Source organism: Lactococcus sp. SK2-659, from assembly GCF_020218185.2.
Taxonomy (GTDB): domain Bacteria; phylum Bacillota; class Bacilli; order Lactobacillales; family Streptococcaceae; genus Lactococcus; species Lactococcus lactis.
Window position 1 is genome coordinate 77,791 of sequence record NZ_JAIWQZ020000003.1, and the last position, 18,494, is coordinate 96,284.

Sequence of the window (18,494 nt, forward strand, 5' to 3'; positions counted from 1 at the left end):
TAAATTGTAGTAAAATAGAGCTACCTCAAAAATGTGCATATCTGGCAACCACAATAAAAGGTCAGTCTAACTTTGTTCGTACCTAGATATGTACTTAAAACTATCCTTAAAAATGCTCATGGTTAACGACTATGAGTTTTTTTATTGAGATTTTAAAATTACATAATTAATGTAGAAAGAAAAAGTAAAAGATATAAATCGTTGATAATTTCCTTGAAATTTGCGAAAATAAGAGATAGTTATTTGTAAATGTAATCAATGGAGGCTAAAATGAGCGAGATTATAAATCATATTACCGCTTTTCAACCAGTCTATCGTGTGCTTAACCGTGAAGAAAATTTAGATTTCTACCGTGAAGTGCTTGGCTTTAAGGTCTTGGTAGAAGAAGGCGCAATGGTATGGCTTGGTGGGCATGAAGCGAAAAAAGATCGGTTTCAATTAGAAGAATCACCAGGTTTTCGTCCTGTTGAAGGATTGAAAAAACACGGGCAAACGGTGATCAAAGCTAATTCATCTGAGATTGAGCAATTAATTGTTCGTAACTTGGACAAGATTTCTAAGGTCTATAAAGGAAAAAATGGCTTTGCTTTTTCAGCGCTTTCGCCTGAATCAGAACTTTTTTGGGTAGCATCAGATTTACTGACAGATTTATCATCACTGACAGAAATTGATAAATCAGAAATTGAGCTTGAGAAAGATAAAACTTTTAAAGGTTTGTCAGATTTTGAAATTATAGCAATGGATTTGAATGTTGCTGACCAATCAATTATTGAATTTTATGAATCAGTTTTTGGTCTTAAAGCAATCAATAACCAAATTGAATTTCCTTTTGTAACTTTGACTTTTAGTGTTGAAGAAAGCGAAGATTTAGCTGCAGGAACCGATGAAGTACTTGACCTTGAGTTTTTAGTGTTCATGATTGATAAAGATTTTGATTTGAAAGATTTTGCTCATCAATTTTCTGATGTAGACGGAACATATTTGGATGGCTCAGCTAAAACTTTTTCATTAGAAGTTCCTGACCATGCAGAACTTTGGTTTGTAAAATAATAATTTTAAAAAAACTTGTTAATTTTTGACAAGTTTTTTTACTCAAAGTAAATCAGAAACGAAGGTTGAAACATGAAAAATCAACAAGAATTTTTAAACATAATCGAAGATTATATTGAGCGTGACGTTTTCCCAGGTGTCAATTTCGCAATTATTGAAGGAGAAAAAGTCGAGGAGTATCTTTTAGGAAATTCAGCAATTTATCCTGAAACAATCAAGCTCACTCAGGGAAAAAAATGGGATTTAGCTTCTTTGACAAAAGTAGTGGGCACCGGAACAGCCGTCATTAATCTTGTCCTAGCAGGAAAGTTAGAAATTGATGCCCCTCTTCAAAAATATTATTCTAAATTTACTGACAGAAGCGTCAGCTTGCGGCAATTACTGACACACACTTCTGGTATTGATCCTTTCATAAAAAATAGAGATAAGCTAAACGCAAAAGAACTGACAGAAGCAATTAATCAGATTAAAGTTACTGACAATAAGACCTTCAAATATACAGATATTAATTTTATTTTACTAGGTTTTTTATTAGAAGAATATTATGGAGAAAGTCTGGATAAAATCTTTTACAAACAAGTATTTGAAGACTGGAAAATGAATGACACAAGTTTTGGACCAGTAGAAAATGCAGTCCCAACAAGTCAAAATATCCCAGTAGGATCAGTTCATGACCCTAAAGCTCAAGTTTTAAAAAATCATTGTGGCTCAGCTGGTTTATTTTCAACGATGTCTGATTTGATTTTATTCAGTCAAGCTTACTTTCAAGAAGAAAAATATTTAAAGCTGACAAAAAATTATGCTGACGGAGATAAAAAAAGAAGTTTGGCTTGGGACTTACTCGGGCCAAATGATGATTGGTTGCTTCATACTGGCTATACCGGAACTTTTCTATTAATTAACCCTCGTATCAAAAAAGCAGTTGTTTTCTTATCGAACCGTGTCCATTTAAAAGATAATCGAGAAAAATGGATTGAAGAACGTGACTTCTTGATAAAATTTTTAATCAGCCATTTGACCTTAGATTAAGACTAAAATAAAAAGAACTGTACTGTTTAGTTTACAGTTCTTTTTTAGTTATTGCTGACAGACTAAAAAAATAAATGGCTGGACTCAAATAGTTTACATTTAGATTTTTTTGACCTATAATTTACTTGAAAAGTAATTTATTTACTTACGGCGAAAGGAGAAATTAGTATATAAAGTAGTTTCAAAGTAGTTGGTAGTTGATAGATTTAAGATCAAGGAGAATATCATGACAAAAATAAATGCATCAGATGCAATGTTAAAAGTTATTGAAGATTGGGGTGTCAAAAATATTTACGGTTTACCCGGTGGGTCAATTGATTCGACAATGAACGCATTATATAACCGAAGAGACACATTAAATTACATTCAAGTTCGTCACGAAGAAGTGGGTGCTTTAGCAGCCGTTGGGGAAGCAAAAGTAACCGGAGAAATCGGAGTAACCTTTGGTTCAGCAGGACCAGGAGCCGTTCACTTGTTAAATGGATTATATGATGCTCAATATGACCATGTTCCAGTACTTGCCTTGGTTGGTCAAGTTCCAACGAGTGCAATGAACACTAATTATTTCCAAGAATTAAATGAAAATCCAATGTTTGCTGACGTTAGTGTCTATAACAGAACAGTAATGACCGCAGAACAAATGCCAGCAGTAGTTGATGAAGCGATTCGTCAAGCCTATGCCAAACGTGGTGTTGCTGTCATTACCATTCCCAAAGATTTAGGTTGGCAAGAAATTGAAGATAATTATGTTTCTAGCGCTAATCTATATCAAAAACCTTTGCCACTAGAACCTGCGACTGAAAAAATCCAAGAAGCTTGGAAAATACTAAAAGAAGCAAAACGTCCTTTGATTTATATTGGTCAAGGAACAAGAGGAGCCCGCAAGGAAATCTTAGAACTTTCTAAAATGCTTCATGCTCCAATTTTGAGTTCTGCTTTAGGAAAAGGAATTGTTCCTGACAATGCCCCTGCTTACATGGGGTCAGCTGGTCGAGTTGCCTCTAAACCCGGGGTAGAAATTGCGTCTAACACAGATGCTGTTTTGTTCTTAGGTTCAGATATGCCATTCCAAAGTTTCTTTATTCCTAAAGATGCTAAATACATACAAGTTGATATTGACGGAACTAAATTTGGACGTCGTCATCAAGTAGATTTAGCTATTTTGGCAGATGCCAAACTGACAATTAAGAAATTAATGGAAGTGGGAGAACAACTTCCAGAAACAAATTGGTATCGCGCAGCACTAGCAGACAAAGAAAATTGGGTAGAGTGGCTTGAAAAACGTTCAGTTATTGACAGCTCACCTTTGGAAGTAGAACCTGTCTTTAAAGCCATTAATGACATGGCAACTGATGACGCCATCTTCCAAGTTGATGTAGGAAATGTCACAATTGACGGAATGAGACTTCTTGATACAAGTAAGGAACAAAAATTCACAACAAGTGGCTGGTATGCGACAATGGGTTATGCTCTACCTGCAGCAATTGGTGCGAAAGCGCAATATCCAGACCGTCAAGTTTGGTCAATTTCTGGTGACGGAGCTTGGGCAATGGTGATGCCTGATATTCTTACTCAGGTCAAATATAACTTACCAATTATCAATGTTGTTTTGACCAATAAGAGCCTTGGATTTATCGAAGCAGAACAAGATGATGCCAAACAACCACACTCAGGAATTGATTTGATAGGTGCTAATTTTGGCGCTTCTGCAGCGGCTTTGGGTGCTTTAGGTTTTGATGTTAATAATTTGTCAGAATTAAAAGAAGCTTTTGCAAAAGCTAAAGAAGCGAATCGTCCAACGGTCATCAATGTTAACATCTTTGACCATCGTCCATTACCTGTTGAACAATTGCAACTTGATTCTGCTGAATTTGAAAAAGAATATCAAACTCAAGGATTGATTCCATTTAGCAAATTGATTCAAGAATAAAAATAAATAATTTATACAAAAAAGACATTAGAGTTCTAATGTCTTTTTTGTATAGATTAAAATAAAAGAATAAATTAGAATAAAATTAGTTTTTGTTAGATAGGGATTATAAAAAAATAAAGTCAAATCATAGTATTATTAGTCACTATATATGAATTTATAGGTTTTATTCATTGTCTTAGCGAATGTACTTTTATAAATACTAAAGCAAAACAATGTATTTCGATTTGAAAAATAAGAACAATATGAGATAATAATTATGTAAAATGAGTTTATGGTTGTGAAAATAATAAAATTATAAATCAAAAAGATTTAATCTAAAACTCAAATATGAAGCATGGATAAAAAATAGAAAGGAGTAGAATTCTACCAAAATAATTTCGATAAATATGAAATTCGCAAGAAAGGAATGATAGATGATAAAAAAATGGACGGTTTGTTTAAGTATAATAATCTTAGTTCTAAACTTTGTTCCAAACTTACTGCAAGGTCATCAAGTATTTGCAGAAAATCAAAAAATTTATAAAGATAAAGTTGAGCTTATTAATGATGAATCATTCAATATCTCATATAGTATGCGAGCTTTAGAAAATCAATACGAATGGGAAATTGATTATAGAATAAATAAAACAGAAAATGATAAAGAATTAAAGTTAAAGTTTTCTTTTGAAGGGGATCAGCCTATTGAAATAGAGGAAAATGAAAGCTGGACACTTAAAGAAAAAAACACAATAATTTCAGATTTTGAAAAAGAAAATGAAGGAAAGATTGTACTTAGAGCTAACAACTCTATTTCATTGTTAAACTTAGAAATTCAGGCAGATGCTAAACTTATTGAAAACAATCAAGAAGTCATCAGTGAAGATATTTTAGCGAAGAATGAATCAACAATTTTTAGCTTATATATTCCAGAAAATAATAAAGCAGATTCAAAAGAGAAGGATAATAAAAATACAGAAAAAGTATTAAATAACGAGTCAAGTCAAGAAGAAACTGTTAGTCAATTAAAAAAAGATTCACAATTAGCATTTTCTTACCCTTCAAACTTTGGGATAAAGGCTAGTTTTAATGATTTAGCGCAAAATTATGAAAATATTTCTCCTGAATATAGACAAGATGAGACAGGAATTTCTCCAAATCATTCTTGGATACCTACGGGAAATACAACAGTGGTCAATCATCAAGGCTGGAATTCTTTTTCTTCACAGTGGGATGGAGTCAATAGTTGGAATGGAGAAGCAACAAATTTAGAAAATTCGTATATTGAATACGCTGGAGTTAATAATCCGGTCGATTTTGCCTTAAGAAAATATGCAAAAGAAACAGAAACACCAGGCTTATACGATGTTTATTTAAATGTTCGAGGAAATGTTCAAAACCCAATAAAACCAGTTGATATTGTTTTGGTAATTGATATGTCAGGCTCGATGCAAGGGGCAAAAGAAACTGCTGTTCGGCAAGGAGTGAGTGATTTTTTATCAACGATTCAAAACACTGCTTATGCAGATTATGTCAATGTTGGAATTGTTGGATATTCTAGTCCCGGGAATTATGTAACGGGAGCTAGTGGATATATCACGGTACCGATAGATAAAGTATCATCAGAAAACCATGTTAAATCAATTAATCAAGCATTAGCACCACAATTTTCAGGCGGAACTTTTACTCAATTGGGACTTCGCAAGGGAACTGAGATGCTTGAACAGGACTCCAGTGATAATCAAAAAATGATGATTTTGATGACTGATGGGGTTCCGACGTTTAGTTACAAAGTAAATTCTGCCTCAAAAGTTGATAATGTCATTTATGGTCAAAGCTTTGCTGAAAGCCGAGATGAACCAGGAAACACTTCTAAGATTCAAAGCCCATATTCTGTTAAAGATATAAATGGTGGAAGTAATATCGAAATTCGGGACACTTGGGCCGCAACATTAGGAGAGGCAGAAATTTCTAAACAAAAGATTTCAGAAATTCATACACTTGGAATTCAACTTGGGAATGATGGAAGCTATCTGAGTCAAGAAGAAGTCAAAAGTCAGACCAGTCTAATAGCTACGACAGGATTATACCAAGATGCAAATAGTGCAAATGATATTACTGATTATTTAAAAAATCAAGCAAATGTCGTTCTAAGTCGATTTAACACAATTACAAATGGATTGATTCTCGACCCACTAGGTGCTCAGTTCGAATATAAGGATACAAAGTTTGAAATTACCAGTGTCGGAGAAGACTCAATTGATAATTTACCAACAGGTAAGATAAACGAAAAAGGATTAGAAATTTCAAATCTTAATATTGGGAAAAATCAAGAAGCTCAAATTCATTATCAGGTTCGGTTAAATACTGAAACCGATGATTTTAAAACTAATTATTGGTATCAAATGAATGGAGAAACGACGTTGACTCCAAACGGTAGTAACCCAGATAATAAAGTAAATTTTGGAGTACCATCAGCAAAATCATCAGGAATAAATCTTACCCTTGAAAAACAATGGTTAGCTAATTCAGAAAATATACCTGAGAATGTTGAGCTGCTTATAGGCCGAAGAAGTGCTCAAATATCATCTGATTGGACCAAGACTGTTACGCTTCAGGAGGGTGATGAATGGCGGAGTCAGTTAGAAAATTTACCTAAGTATTCTATTTTGGGCGAAGAATTCATTTATGAAATAAAAGATGAGATTGTTCCTAATAGCGAAATATATGATTGGATAACAATTGGGGAAGACAAAACTACAATTGCTAACATAGAGAAGTTTAGATTACAGCTAATCAAAACATCTAACCATGATAATGAACCATTGTCAGAGGTGGAATTTGTACTTAAAAATAGTCAAGGAGAAGAAATTGACAAGGCAGTAACGAACGAAAAAGGTGAAATTTTATTTGATAAGACCCGTTTAAATTACGGAGAAGAATATCAACTCCACGAAATAAAATCGCCCGGTCACTCACTGGAAGGACCATGGAAAATAAAAACTGAGCTTGAAAATGGGCAGCCTATAATAAAAGTTGATGGAGAGCAAATCGCTTTAGATGAACACTATAATAAATTCATGATTAGTCTCAATATCACTAATGATATAAATATAGAGGAATTTAGAAACTCTGTTACAATTGATAAAAGAGCAGTTGATTCAGAAGAAAAACTTGATGGAGCAGTTTTTAATTTATATCAGATAGAATCAGTAGATGATGAATTGACCCAACTTACGCCCCTTGAAATCACAAATAATCTATTACCCGGTCTATACGCCTTGCAAGAAAGTGTTAGCCCAAATGGATATTACAGAGATGATGAAGTTCACTTTTTCCGAGTCAAATTTAATGGAAGCATTGTTGCTATTGGTAGTGAGGGTATAGATATTCCATTTTTAGATGAAAATGAAAGTGGAAAAAATGGATTAGTATTGAATGAAGAAGAAAATGGTGATTTGCATCTCACACTAATTTTTTATAATCAGGCCGTTCCGCCCTTGCAGTTAGAAGTTGATAAGATAGATGATGACTTTACCTCCCCTTTAGCTGGAGTAAGTTTTGAATTGACTCGCTTAGGTAGGAAGTCTACTGATTCGGACTCCGTAAAAAGAATCAATAGTTTTGATAGAATACTAAAAACATTTAATAATGACTTTACAGGAGAAACAATAGCCTTAAAATCTAATTCAGATGGCAAGCTAACTGTTATTGACAATGAAAATAATGGTCAAGAAAGTACATCTCCAATTAGCTTAGAGTATGATACTCAATATAAATTGGTTAAAAAAAGTTCGATTGGATTATTTCCAAATTTTGGAGAAACCTCCCAATGGATAATCACAACACCAAATATGGACGAACTTAAAGAACATGAAGAAGATAATAACATTGAAATTGATGGTGGAGATTTACTTGAAACCCCAGATGAATCAATACTAGAAAGTATCAATCAAACGCCAAGTACACTTGGTGTCGTTTCGCTTATTAAAACAAAGAACCCAGAATTCAAAGCATTAGAGAGTACTGATTCTCAGGTCGAAAAAGTAAAAAGTGACTCATCTTTCCAAGAAAAAATCTCAGCATATTTAATTTCTTTTGAGATTCATTCTAATATTACTCATCGTTTTACAATAAAAAAAGTTGATGGAGAAAGTAATAGACCAATGGACACCCAATTTGCTTTAAGGTGGGTTGAGAAGTTTGAACCGACTCAAGATTTTGACAGCCTTGAGCGTTTAAATCTTGACACTTTGGACTTGTCAGGGAATGATATTTCAACGAGTAGTAAGACTTCTATTGATGCCAAAGCAGGAGCCACTCTTTCTACTGAAAAGGGTTCTAGAACCTTAGACCATATGGCTAGAGGTAATCTTTATATCATAAGTGAAGAGGAGGTGCCTACAGGTTATCAAAAGACTAACACTGTTATTGTGGCATACATGGATAAGGCACAAGGATATGCAGATAAAGCTACCATTCATATTAGATTAGCCAAACGTTCGGCAACTCATCCAGAAATCCTAGAGTTTGGAAGTTTAGAAGACTTTAAAGAATATAAAGGAGATTTGGAAGATGAAATTGGGATAGTATTTGCAAATTACAAAATGGCTGAAGGAGGAAGTGAAGAAAAAGAGAAAGAAAAAGAAAAAGAAGAAAATAATGAGATGCAGAATAAGCAAGAAACAAATAAACCGAACATAGAACTCCCTGCTCTTGGAGCAATCGGTGTAGGAGGAGTTGGGTTACTACTTATCATCTCAGCTTACTTATTGAAAAAGTATCGTGGAAAGTAGAAAATATATTTGTAAATAATGATGATTAAAAAATACTGACAGCTAGTCGGTATTTTTAATATTTGTTATAATAAGATTATCAGTCAAAACCATGACACCGAATAAGTAGTAAAAAGAGGAGGATATTCTTTACTAAAACAGCTCTTATTTTAAAAATTGATAAGAACGAGGAAGATTCTAGCAAAAAAATGGTAATTATGGTATAATATACGCAAAATTTTGAAATAATTGATTCGAGGAAAAATATAAAAATATGAGTAGAATGATGCCGGCACGAGTGCGAAGTGAGGGAATCGCCCTCTATGCGAAAGGCTTCTTAAATGACCCAATTGAAACTGATTTTAAACTAACAGCAGAAATTGATGGTGAAGAGGTAAGTTATGACCTAGATGGTGCGCAAGATAGTTGTACTTGTGCAGCCTTTCAACAAAACCACCGCTATTGCAAACATATTGCAGCGATAGAAGAGTATCTAAAAAATCAAGATAAAGGAAGTCAGGAAACAAAAGACAAAGAAATCAAAGGAGCTGAACGAGCGCTTTTTGGTGAAAATGTTGCTTTTTTAGATGCTGTAAATGGTGAGACACAATTAAATTTCAATACAGACCAATACTCTATCGAAGTTCAAATTGAGGATAATAGTCAGCTTTATGATTATTTTTCAATGGATTATTTTTTGTATTTTGATTTAAAATTAAGAAGTAAAAATTTGGGCCGCTCATACGTTATTAAAGATATTCCTTATTTTCTACGTGCTTTAAAAAATTATAGTCAGTATTCTTTGGGTTCTCTACACTATATTGACCTCTTTTTTGATAATTTTGATGAAGCAAGTCAAGAATTTTTAACTTTTCTTTTAAAAATTGATAGTAAATCCGATGAAGCACTTACCAAATCCTTATATATTAAAAATGGTCGTTATCTTAATATTCCATTTTTATTCCTTGAAGAAGCAATGGACTTAGTTTCAGCTTTAGAGAATTATCAACTTCAGATTACAGGTAGAACGGTCAATTATTTTACATTTATAGCCCTTGATAATGATTCGGAGATTTTTAAATTTAAGGTTGAAAGTCAGCAAGATTATATCGAGTTGAAACTCTACAGTGAGGATTATCATAATTTTTATGATTATTCACTTCTTTATGCCAATAATGTATTTTATAAACTCAATCAAGAACAACGGCGTCTGCTCCTTGTTTTAGATAAGCAATTTGCTAAAAAATCACAAATTAAATTTTCATATGCTGATAAGGATAAATTAGCTCAGGCTCTTCAACAATTATCAACTTTGGGAGAGATTGAAGCGCCAGACCATTTTGTTGTCAGACCTTTTGATGCTAAATTTACTTTTGATTTGTTGGAAGATCAGACCATTAGTTTGGCAATGACTTTTGATTATGGAAGTTTCTCAATAGATAGTTTCCACGATTTAGAAACCCTAGAATTTTCAAGAGATTTGCGTAAAGAGCAAAAGATTTTTGCGCTGATGGAACGTTTGCAGTTTGCTAAGGCTTTTAATTCGTCATTAAATATTCCAGAAAATTTATCAGAGAATTTCTTTTTGAAAATCTTACCTGCTTTTCAAAAACTTGGTCAGATTGAACTGTCGCCAACTTTAAGAAATATGAGAATGGATGAAGTTCCTGAAATTCATATTGATAGTCAGGGAGGGCTCTTAGATATTTCCTTTGATATCCCTCAGGTTGAAGATGGTGAATTTGCAAATGTTATTGCAAAATTACAAGAAAATGCTGAATTTTATATCAGTGAAAGTGGGAAATTTTATCATTTTAATGAAAAATTTGACCGCTTGAAAGCTGCATTAAATGAACTTGACGACCAATTTGTTATTCAAGGAAGCAGTTTGCATGTTAATATTAATCGAAGTTTTCAAATTTCTAAAATATTTGAAAATATTGGTGGAGCTTCCTTCTCTGAAAAATTTAAATCACTCTATCAACACTTGACGCATCCTGAAGAGTTTCCTTACGAGAAACCAGAACATATTAAGGCTTCCTTGCGTTCTTATCAGGAAACGGGTGTTCGCTGGATGAGTATGCTCTCTCATTATAATTTGGGAGGAATTCTTGCTGATGACATGGGATTAGGTAAAACGGTTCAAGCGATTACTTTTATTCTTTCTAATCTGAAAAAAGATGAGAGTGTTCTAATTACCGCACCAGCTAGTCTTACTTATAACTGGGCAAGTGAATTTGAGAAATTTACTGATGAGATTGATTTTGCTGTTATTGACGGGACAAAAGCCGAGCGAAGTAAAGAAATTCAAGAAAAACATCAAATTTATATCACAAGTTATGGTAGCTTCTTGAAAGATTTTGAAGACTATCAGGATAAAAAATTGAATTACTTACTTTTGGATGAAGCTCAAGTTGTCAAAAATTATAGTAGTAAAACCAATAAATCACTATCTGCTCTGAATGTTGAACATACCTTTGCCCTTTCAGGAACACCACTAGAAAATCGAATTGAAGAAATTTGGGCCATTTTCCAAGTGGTGATGCCAGGCTTTTTACCAAAACGTGAAAAATTCAATAAGATGGAACCATCTGTTATCTCAAGATTGATTCAGCCTTTCATTATGCGTCGTAAAAAAGAAGATGTGCTTGAAGAACTTCCAGAAAAAATGGAAATTACGGTCTATAACCAATTAGCTGATGATCAAAAAGTAATCTATTTAGCACAACTCGAATTGATGCAAAAACAAGTTTTAGAAATGGATAGTGCGGCTTTATCACGTTCAAGAATTGAAATTCTGGCAGGAATTACACGACTTAGACAAATTTGTAATACACCAGCATTATTTATGGATGACTATAAAGGAAGTTCTGGGAAACTTGAACGTTTACGAGAATTATTGGCGCAAATTAAAGATTCAGGCCATCGTCCTTTGATTTTCTCTCAATTTACAAAAGTTTTTCCACATATTGAAAAGTTGATGGAAGAACAAGAAATGACCGCTTATAAACTGACTGGTTCTACTCCAATTAAAGACCGACTTTCAATGGTTCAAGCCTTCAATGCTGGTAGTCGTGATGCTTTCTTAGTTTCATTAAAAGCCGGTGGGGTTGGTCTTAATTTAACCAGTGCTGATGTCGTCATTTTGGTTGACTTGTGGTGGAACCCAGCTGTTGAAGAACAGGCTATTGCGCGTGCCCATCGGATGGGACAAAAAAATACGGTAGAAGTCATTCGCTTGATTACCAAAGGTACAATTGAAGAAAAAATTATGGAAATCCAAGAGCGTAAAAAGGATTTAATTGCTAATGTTTTAGAAGGCGATACAGTGGATAAAGTCCTTAGTGAAGCAGAAATTCGTGAAATTCTTGGAGTATAGCTTTAAAAAACTTAGAAATTAAGCTATAATGGATATTGAAACGGTTATCTTAGAATCTAAATCTTGATTTGATATTTTATCTAGTAGAAGAAAAATTCTATAAAAGCTAGGAAAGACAAGAGTTTTCAATGTTCTTTGATAAACTTTCATCATCTTCATAAAGAATTAAAATGTAATTAATAGATTAAACAAACTATAAAAAAGTAGGGCAAAACATGGTAGAAAGAAGAGTGGTATTTCCAGTTATTGGTGATGACGAAGCACTTCAAAAAGATACTCGGGTAATTTTTACTAACCAGCAGTTGCTGACAAGAAATCCCAGCCTTCAGGATGAAGCTTCAATTGAAAATAATAAGCCAAAAACTGATGCCAAGAGACCTGAGAGTTTCAAACCTTATAAAGCTAAAACAAGCTTTAGCACACAGCATCGTCCGCTAAACTCTAATCATGACGGCGTAAGTTCCTATGATAAAATGCCTAAGAAAACTAGCGTTGACGAGTCAAAAGAACGGGCAAAACGTGCAGCAGCAACACTTCCAAAGCCTCCTAAACAGTATGTTTCACCATTGGAGCGGGACAAGGAGGATATCACAGTTCGTCGTTCAACATCCGCAATTTTGAATAAGCGACCTTCAGCTAATGATAACCCAATTCGGGATATGAAAAATCAAGGAATGAACGTTTCTGATGCAGTCGCTAAAGGCGGAATGAAGAAGGCAGTTCCACATGGAGCCGCTGCTAATGACACACAAAAAGGAAGTTATTTTGAAAATAAGCGGAAAAATATCTTTGACCGTGGAATCGTTTAATTTTCAAATTTAAATGAAAAAACTGACAGAGAAGTTAAATTTTATTATGGTAAAATTTACTTTGGAGATATCACTTGTCAGTTATTTTGTGTGTCTTTGAGCTCATAAAAATTTAAGTAAATAAAAAAATAATTGTAAGAAAAGAAGGGAAATTTCTGTCAGTGATTGATAAAGAAATAGAATTACTGACAGAAAATTTTATCATGGAAAAAACATATCATTTTACCGGTATTAAAGGTTCAGGCATGAGTGCACTTGCGCTAATGTTACATCAAATGGGAAAGAAAGTTCAAGGTTCGGACTCAACAGATTACTTTTTCACACAACGTGGTCTTGAACAAGCTAACGTACCACTTTTGCCTTTTGACGAAAAAAATATTAAGCCCGAATTTGAATTGATTGCTGGAAATGCTTTTCGCGATGATAACAATGTTGAAATTGCATTTGCCCATAAAAATGGATTTCCATTCAAACGTTACCATGAATTTTTGGGACATTTCATGGAAGATTTTACTAGCATCGGAGTTGCAGGTGCACATGGTAAAACTTCAACAACTGGAATGTTAGCTCACGTGATGTCTAATATCGTGGACACTTCTTACTTGATTGGTGACGGAACTGGTCGTGGGATTGAGGGAAGTGAATATTTTGTCTTTGAATCTGATGAATATGAACGTCATTTCATGCCTTATCATCCTGAATATACAATTATGACAAATATTGACTTTGACCATCCTGACTACTTTGAAGGAATTGAAGATGTCACCTCAGCTTTCCAAGATTACGCAAATAATATTAAAAAAGGTATTTTTGCTTACGGGGAAGATGTTAACTTACGTAAATTGACTGCCAAAGCACCTATTTACTATTATGGTTTTGAGGCTAATGACGATTATCGTGCCGAAAATTTGGTCAGAAGTACACGTGGCTCATCTTTTGATGCTTATTTCCGCGGTGAAAAAATTGGTCATTTTGTCGTTCCAGCTTATGGTAAACACAATGTATTGAATGCCTTGTCAGTTGTAGCCGTTTGTCATAATCTTGGGTTGGATATGACGGAAGTTGCAGACCACTTATTGACTTTCCGAGGAGTGAAACGTCGTTTCACTGAGAAAAAAGTAGGTGAGACAGTCATTATTGATGATTTTGCTCATCATCCAACTGAAATCGAAGCAACATTGGATGCTGCTCGTCAAAAATATCCTGATCGTGAAATCGTTGCTGTTTTCCAACCTCATACTTTTACTAGAACAATTGCATTTGCTGACGAATTTGCAGAGGTGCTTGACCATGCGGATACCGTTTACCTTGCTCAAATTTACGGTTCAGCACGTGAAGTAGACCATCATGAAATTACGGCACAAGATTTAGCTGACAAAGTTCGTAAACCAGCCAAAGTAATTGATCTTGACAATGTTTCGCCATTGTTGGACCATGACCGTGGGGTTTACGTTTTTATGGGAGCAGGAAATATTCAAAAATATGAACTTGCTTTTGAAAAGTTACTTAGCCAAGTCTCAACTAACTTACAATAAAATAAAAAAAGTACTGACAGCTTTTTGGTCAGTACTTTTTTTGTTATATTCAATTTTTGTCAGTAAAAAAAATTCAAGTCACGGGAGTGCGACTTGAATCAAAGGGGTTTATGAAGAAATTATTTAGGGAGTAATATGAGTATAAATGTAAACGCTTAAACGAACCTTAATTTGTTTAAAAATTATCCTAATAAAATATACTTTATTTCCGCAGTAAGAATATTTGCCGCTTTTTCGGACGCACAAATAACGAGCAGAGTATCTGCTCCGGCAATTGTACCTAAAATATCTGTCCGACTATCACGTTCGTCATCTAAAGCATTCGCCAACACATCGGCCTCACCCAATTTTGTCCGAATAACCACTAAAGCTCCGACAGATTTTGCTGAAATAACAAAATTATAAAAATACAACTGTAAATCAGAATTAATTTTGGAATTGCCAGAAGTCAAAAATGAGTAAAAACTCTCTCCTTTATCCCGTTTTTTTATAATATTTAATTTTCTGATATCTCTTGATAAAGTAGCTTGTGTTACCTCTACACCGCGTTCTAATAATAGAGATTGAAGCTCTTCTTGAGTCGATATTTTATTATTTGTCACAATTTCTTTAATAATTTCTAATCTTTTATCTCTTTTCATAGCATAATTATACCATATAATGGACTATATATTGACAAAATTAGTGTTTTTTCTGTATAATTAATGAATGGATGAAAAACAATTAGTAAGCCAAGCACTGTCTGCTGCAATCGATGGTGTTCTTGGAGTAGAACAAATCGCGGCTATTATCGAAAAACCTAAATCGTCAGATTTAGGAGATTTAGCATTCCCAGCTTTTCAATTGGCCAAAACTCTCCGAAAATCTCCACAAATCATTGCTGGAGAAATTGCTGAGAAGATAGATACAAAAGGCTTTGAGAAAGTTATCGCAGTAGGACCATATGTTAACTTTTTCTTTGATAAAAATGCAACTGCCTCAGAAGTAATTCGAGAAGTTTTGACTGAAGGTGAACATTACGGTGATGCAAATATTGGTCAAGGAGGAAATGTTCCGATTGACATGTCTGCGCCAAATATTGCTAAACCTTTTTCAATTGGACATTTACGTTCAACTGTTATCGGGGATTCAATCGCCAAAATTTACGAAAAATTGGGTTATCAGCCAATCAAAATCAATCACTTGGGCGACTGGGGTAAACAATTTGGTCTTTTGATTACAGCTTACAAGAAATATGGTGATGAAGCTACAATTACAGCTAATCCGATTGATGAACTCTTGAAACTTTATGTCAAAATCAATGCTGAAGCTAAAGAAGATCCAGAAGTTGATGAAGAAGGACGTCAATGGTTCCTTAAAATGGAACAAGGCGACGAGGAAGCACTTCGCATTTGGAAATGGTTCTCAGATGTTTCTTTGATTGAATTTAACCGTATTTACGGAAAACTTGGTGTAAGTTTTGACCACTTCATGGGTGAAAGTTTCTATAGTGATAAAATGGATGCCATTGTTGAAGATTTAGAAAGTAAAAATCTTTTACACGAATCAAAAGGTGCTTTGATTGTTGACCTTGAAAAATATAACCTCAATCCAGCTTTGATTAAGAAAACAGATGGTGCAACACTCTATATTACACGTGACCTTGCCACAGCAGCTTACCGTAAAAAAACTTTCAATTTTGTGAAATCTCTTTATGTTGTTGGTGGCGAGCAAACCAATCACTTTAAACAATTAAAAGCAGTTTTGAAAGAAGCTGGTTATGATTGGTCTGACGATATGGTGCATGTTCCATTTGGTATGGTAACTCAAGGTGGGAAAAAATTCTCAACTCGTAAAGGGCATGTCGTGAAATTGGAAATGGCACTTGACGAAGCAGTTGATCGTGCTGAAAAACAAATTGAAGCCAAAAATCCTAATTTGGAAAATAAAGAAGAAGTTGCCAAACAAGTTGGGGTTGGTGCTGTTAAATTTTATGACTTAAAAACTGATAGAAATAACGGTTATGACTTTGACTTGGACGAAATGGTTTCATTTGAAGGGGAAACAGGCCCTTATGTTCAATATGCACATGCTCGTATTCAATCAATTTTACGTAAAGCAAACCGTAAGGTAGATATTAATAATATTTCTCTCGCAGTTTCTGACGCTGAAGCTTGGGAAATTGTTAAAGCATTAAAAGAATTCCCAAATGTTGTTAAACGTGCTGCAGATAATTATGAACCATCTGTTATTGCTAAATATGCAATTTCGCTTGCGCAAGCTTTTAACAAATATTATGCTCATGTTCGCATTTTAGAAGATGATGCTCAATTGGATGGCCGTTTGGCTTTGATTAGCGCTACTTCAATCGTCTTGAAAGAAGCATTGCGTCTTCTTGGAGTTGCTGCACCTGAAAATATGTAAAAAATAAATTTTTCACTTAATCTCTTATCAAAAAGATTTAATTCTTTAGGATAAGAGATTTTTTTGTTGCCTTTTTAAAATACTTTTGTAAAATAAGCTTTTTTAATAAAAGCCTAAGAATCGCATGATAACAAAAGAAATGAATAAACGTGAAATTGTCAGAATATAAAAAAACATGTATAAATGAATAAACCTTTGTAAAGTGTAGCATAAGTGCTTGACAAAAAATATGCATAGATGTATAATTTCCTTGTAAACGATTCCAATAATACCGAATCGAAATCAGAAAGGATACTCCAAAATGAACAATGGAATTAATGTTAACTCAGAAATTGGGAAATTAAAATCAGTCCTCCTCCATCGCCCAGGTGCGGAAGTTGAAAATATTACCCCAGACACAATGAAACAACTTTTATTTGATGATATTCCATATCTCAAAATTGCTCAAAAAGAGCATGATTTCTTTGCTCAAACTTTGCGTGATAATGGTGCAGAAACTGTTTATATCGAAAATCTTGCAACAGAAGTTTTTGAAAAATCATCTGAAACAAAAGAAGAATTCTTAAGTCACTTATTACACGAAGCGGGTTACCGTCCAGGACGCACATATGATGGTTTGACTGAATATTTGACTTCAATGTCAACAAAAGATATGGTCGACAAAATCTATGCTGGCATTCGTAAAAATGAATTGGATATCAAACGTACAGCACTTAGCGATATGGCAGGATCTGATGCAGAAAATTATTTCTACCTCAATCCATTACCAAATGCCTACTTCACACGTGACCCACAAGCTTCAATGGGTGTCGGAATGACCATTAATAAAATGACCTTCCCAGCTCGTCAACCTGAAAGCTTGATTACAGAGTATGTTATGGCTAATCACCCACGTTTCAAAGATACTCCAATCTGGCGTGATCGTAACCATACCACTCGTATCGAAGGTGGTGATGAATTAATTCTTAACAAAACAACAGTAGCTATCGGGGTTTCAGAACGTACTTCATCTAAAACAATTCAAAATCTTGCTAAAGAGTTGTTTGCAAACCCACTTTCAACATTTGACACTGTACTTGCGGTTGAAATTCCTCATAACCATGCAATGATGCATTTGGATACAGTATTTACAATGATTAACCATGATCAATTTACTGTCTTCCCAGGAATTATGGATGGTGCTGGTAATATCAATGTCTTCATTCTTCGTCCTGGTAAAGATGACGAAGTTGAAATTGAACATTTGACTGACCTTAAAGCAGCACTCAAGAAAGTCTTGAATCTTTCAGAACTTGACTTAATTGAATGTGGTGCAGGTGATCCAATTGCCGCTCCTCGCGAACAATGGAATGATGGATCAAATACACTTGCTATCGCACCCGGCGAAATCGTTACTTACGACCGTAACTATGTAACTGTTGAGTTATTGAAAGAGCATGGAATCAAAGTTCATGAAATCCTTTCAAGCGAACTTGGTCGTGGCCGTGGTGGTGCCCGTTGTATGTCACAACCACTTTGGCGTGAAGATTTGTAATCTTAAAGATTTAAAAATATCTTCGTAAGTTCATTGATAACTTAGGAAGAGATACTTTAAACTTATAATTT

10 protein-coding genes are annotated in these 18,494 nt (G+C 34.2%); 9 read left to right on the forward strand and 1 reads right to left on the reverse strand.

Annotation, left to right across the window (positions count from 1 at the left end; all coding sequences use genetic code 11):
• Positions 1-270 precede the first annotated feature (270 nt).
• The 7 genes from LDP15_RS10455 to murC all read left to right on the forward strand — a co-directional run bounded on the left by LDP15_RS10455 (position 271) and on the right by murC (position 14,486).
• A complete protein-coding gene (locus tag LDP15_RS10455; RefSeq protein WP_128267873.1) occupies positions 271-1,050 on the forward strand; it encodes a CppA C-terminal domain-containing protein in 780 nt (259 codons plus the stop codon).
• 72 nt (positions 1,051-1,122) lie between these two features.
• On the forward strand, positions 1,123-2,079 hold the full coding sequence (locus tag LDP15_RS10460) for a serine hydrolase domain-containing protein (RefSeq protein WP_015427135.1): 957 nt from the start codon (positions 1,123-1,125) through the stop codon (positions 2,077-2,079).
• 226 nt (positions 2,080-2,305) lie between these two features.
• Positions 2,306-4,009 (forward strand): pyruvate oxidase, encoded by a 1,704-nt coding sequence (gene spxB, locus LDP15_RS10465; RefSeq protein ID WP_015427134.1) that lies wholly within the window; start codon positions 2,306-2,308, stop codon positions 4,007-4,009.
• Between the two features lie 416 nt (positions 4,010-4,425).
• Positions 4,426-8,784, forward strand: coding sequence for a SpaA isopeptide-forming pilin-related protein (locus LDP15_RS10470; protein WP_225513495.1), 4,359 nt, complete (start codon positions 4,426-4,428; stop codon positions 8,782-8,784).
• A 253-nt stretch (positions 8,785-9,037) separates the two neighbouring features.
• Positions 9,038-12,142, forward strand: a complete 3,105-nt coding sequence (locus tag LDP15_RS10475) for a DEAD/DEAH box helicase (protein ID WP_015427132.1) — start codon at positions 9,038-9,040, stop codon at positions 12,140-12,142.
• Positions 12,143-12,357: 215 nt separating this feature from the next.
• Positions 12,358-12,951: a hypothetical protein gene (locus tag LDP15_RS10480; protein ID WP_010906281.1), complete on the forward strand. Its 594-nt coding sequence runs from the start codon at positions 12,358-12,360 to the stop codon at positions 12,949-12,951.
• 203 nt (positions 12,952-13,154) lie between these two features.
• Positions 13,155-14,486: a UDP-N-acetylmuramate--L-alanine ligase gene (gene murC, locus LDP15_RS10485; RefSeq protein ID WP_025016838.1), complete on the forward strand. Its 1,332-nt coding sequence runs from the start codon at positions 13,155-13,157 to the stop codon at positions 14,484-14,486.
• 182 nt (positions 14,487-14,668) lie between these two features.
• Here murC and argR read toward each other — a convergent pair whose 3' ends face one another.
• Positions 14,669-15,127, reverse strand: a complete 459-nt coding sequence (gene argR / locus LDP15_RS10490; RefSeq protein WP_004254487.1) for an arginine repressor — start codon at positions 15,125-15,127, stop codon at positions 14,669-14,671.
• 67 nt (positions 15,128-15,194) lie between these two features.
• Between argR and argS the strand changes: the two genes are divergently transcribed.
• Both argS and arcA read left to right on the forward strand, forming a co-directional pair.
• Positions 15,195-16,889, forward strand: coding sequence for an arginine--tRNA ligase (gene argS, locus LDP15_RS10495; RefSeq protein WP_015427130.1), 1,695 nt, complete (start codon positions 15,195-15,197; stop codon positions 16,887-16,889).
• 301 nt (positions 16,890-17,190) lie between these two features.
• Positions 17,191-18,423, forward strand: coding sequence for an arginine deiminase (gene arcA, locus LDP15_RS10500; protein ID WP_015427129.1), 1,233 nt, complete (start codon positions 17,191-17,193; stop codon positions 18,421-18,423).
• The last annotated feature ends 71 nt before the right edge of the window (positions 18,424-18,494 follow it).

What these genes read in the sequence shown, in the direction of transcription:
- spxB (WP_015427134.1), top strand. Translation starts at nt 2,306, where the DNA reads ATGACAAAAATAAATGCATCAGATGCAATGTTAAAAGTTATTGAAGAT.
- LDP15_RS10460 (WP_015427135.1), top strand. Translation starts at nt 1,123, where the DNA reads ATGAAAAATCAACAAGAATTTTTAAACATAATCGAAGATTATATTGAG.
- LDP15_RS10475 (WP_015427132.1), top strand. Translation starts at nt 9,038, where the DNA reads ATGAGTAGAATGATGCCGGCACGAGTGCGAAGTGAGGGAATCGCCCTC.
- argR (WP_004254487.1), bottom strand. Translation starts at nt 15,127, where the DNA reads ATGAAAAGAGATAAAAGATTAGAAATTATTAAAGAAATTGTGACAAAT.
- LDP15_RS10480 (WP_010906281.1), top strand. Translation starts at nt 12,358, where the DNA reads ATGGTAGAAAGAAGAGTGGTATTTCCAGTTATTGGTGATGACGAAGCA.
- murC (WP_025016838.1), top strand. Translation starts at nt 13,155, where the DNA reads ATGGAAAAAACATATCATTTTACCGGTATTAAAGGTTCAGGCATGAGT.
- argS (WP_015427130.1), top strand. Translation starts at nt 15,195, where the DNA reads ATGGATGAAAAACAATTAGTAAGCCAAGCACTGTCTGCTGCAATCGAT.
- LDP15_RS10455 (WP_128267873.1), top strand. Translation starts at nt 271, where the DNA reads ATGAGCGAGATTATAAATCATATTACCGCTTTTCAACCAGTCTATCGT.
- LDP15_RS10470 (WP_225513495.1), top strand. Translation starts at nt 4,426, where the DNA reads ATGATAAAAAAATGGACGGTTTGTTTAAGTATAATAATCTTAGTTCTA.
- arcA (WP_015427129.1), top strand. Translation starts at nt 17,191, where the DNA reads ATGAACAATGGAATTAATGTTAACTCAGAAATTGGGAAATTAAAATCA.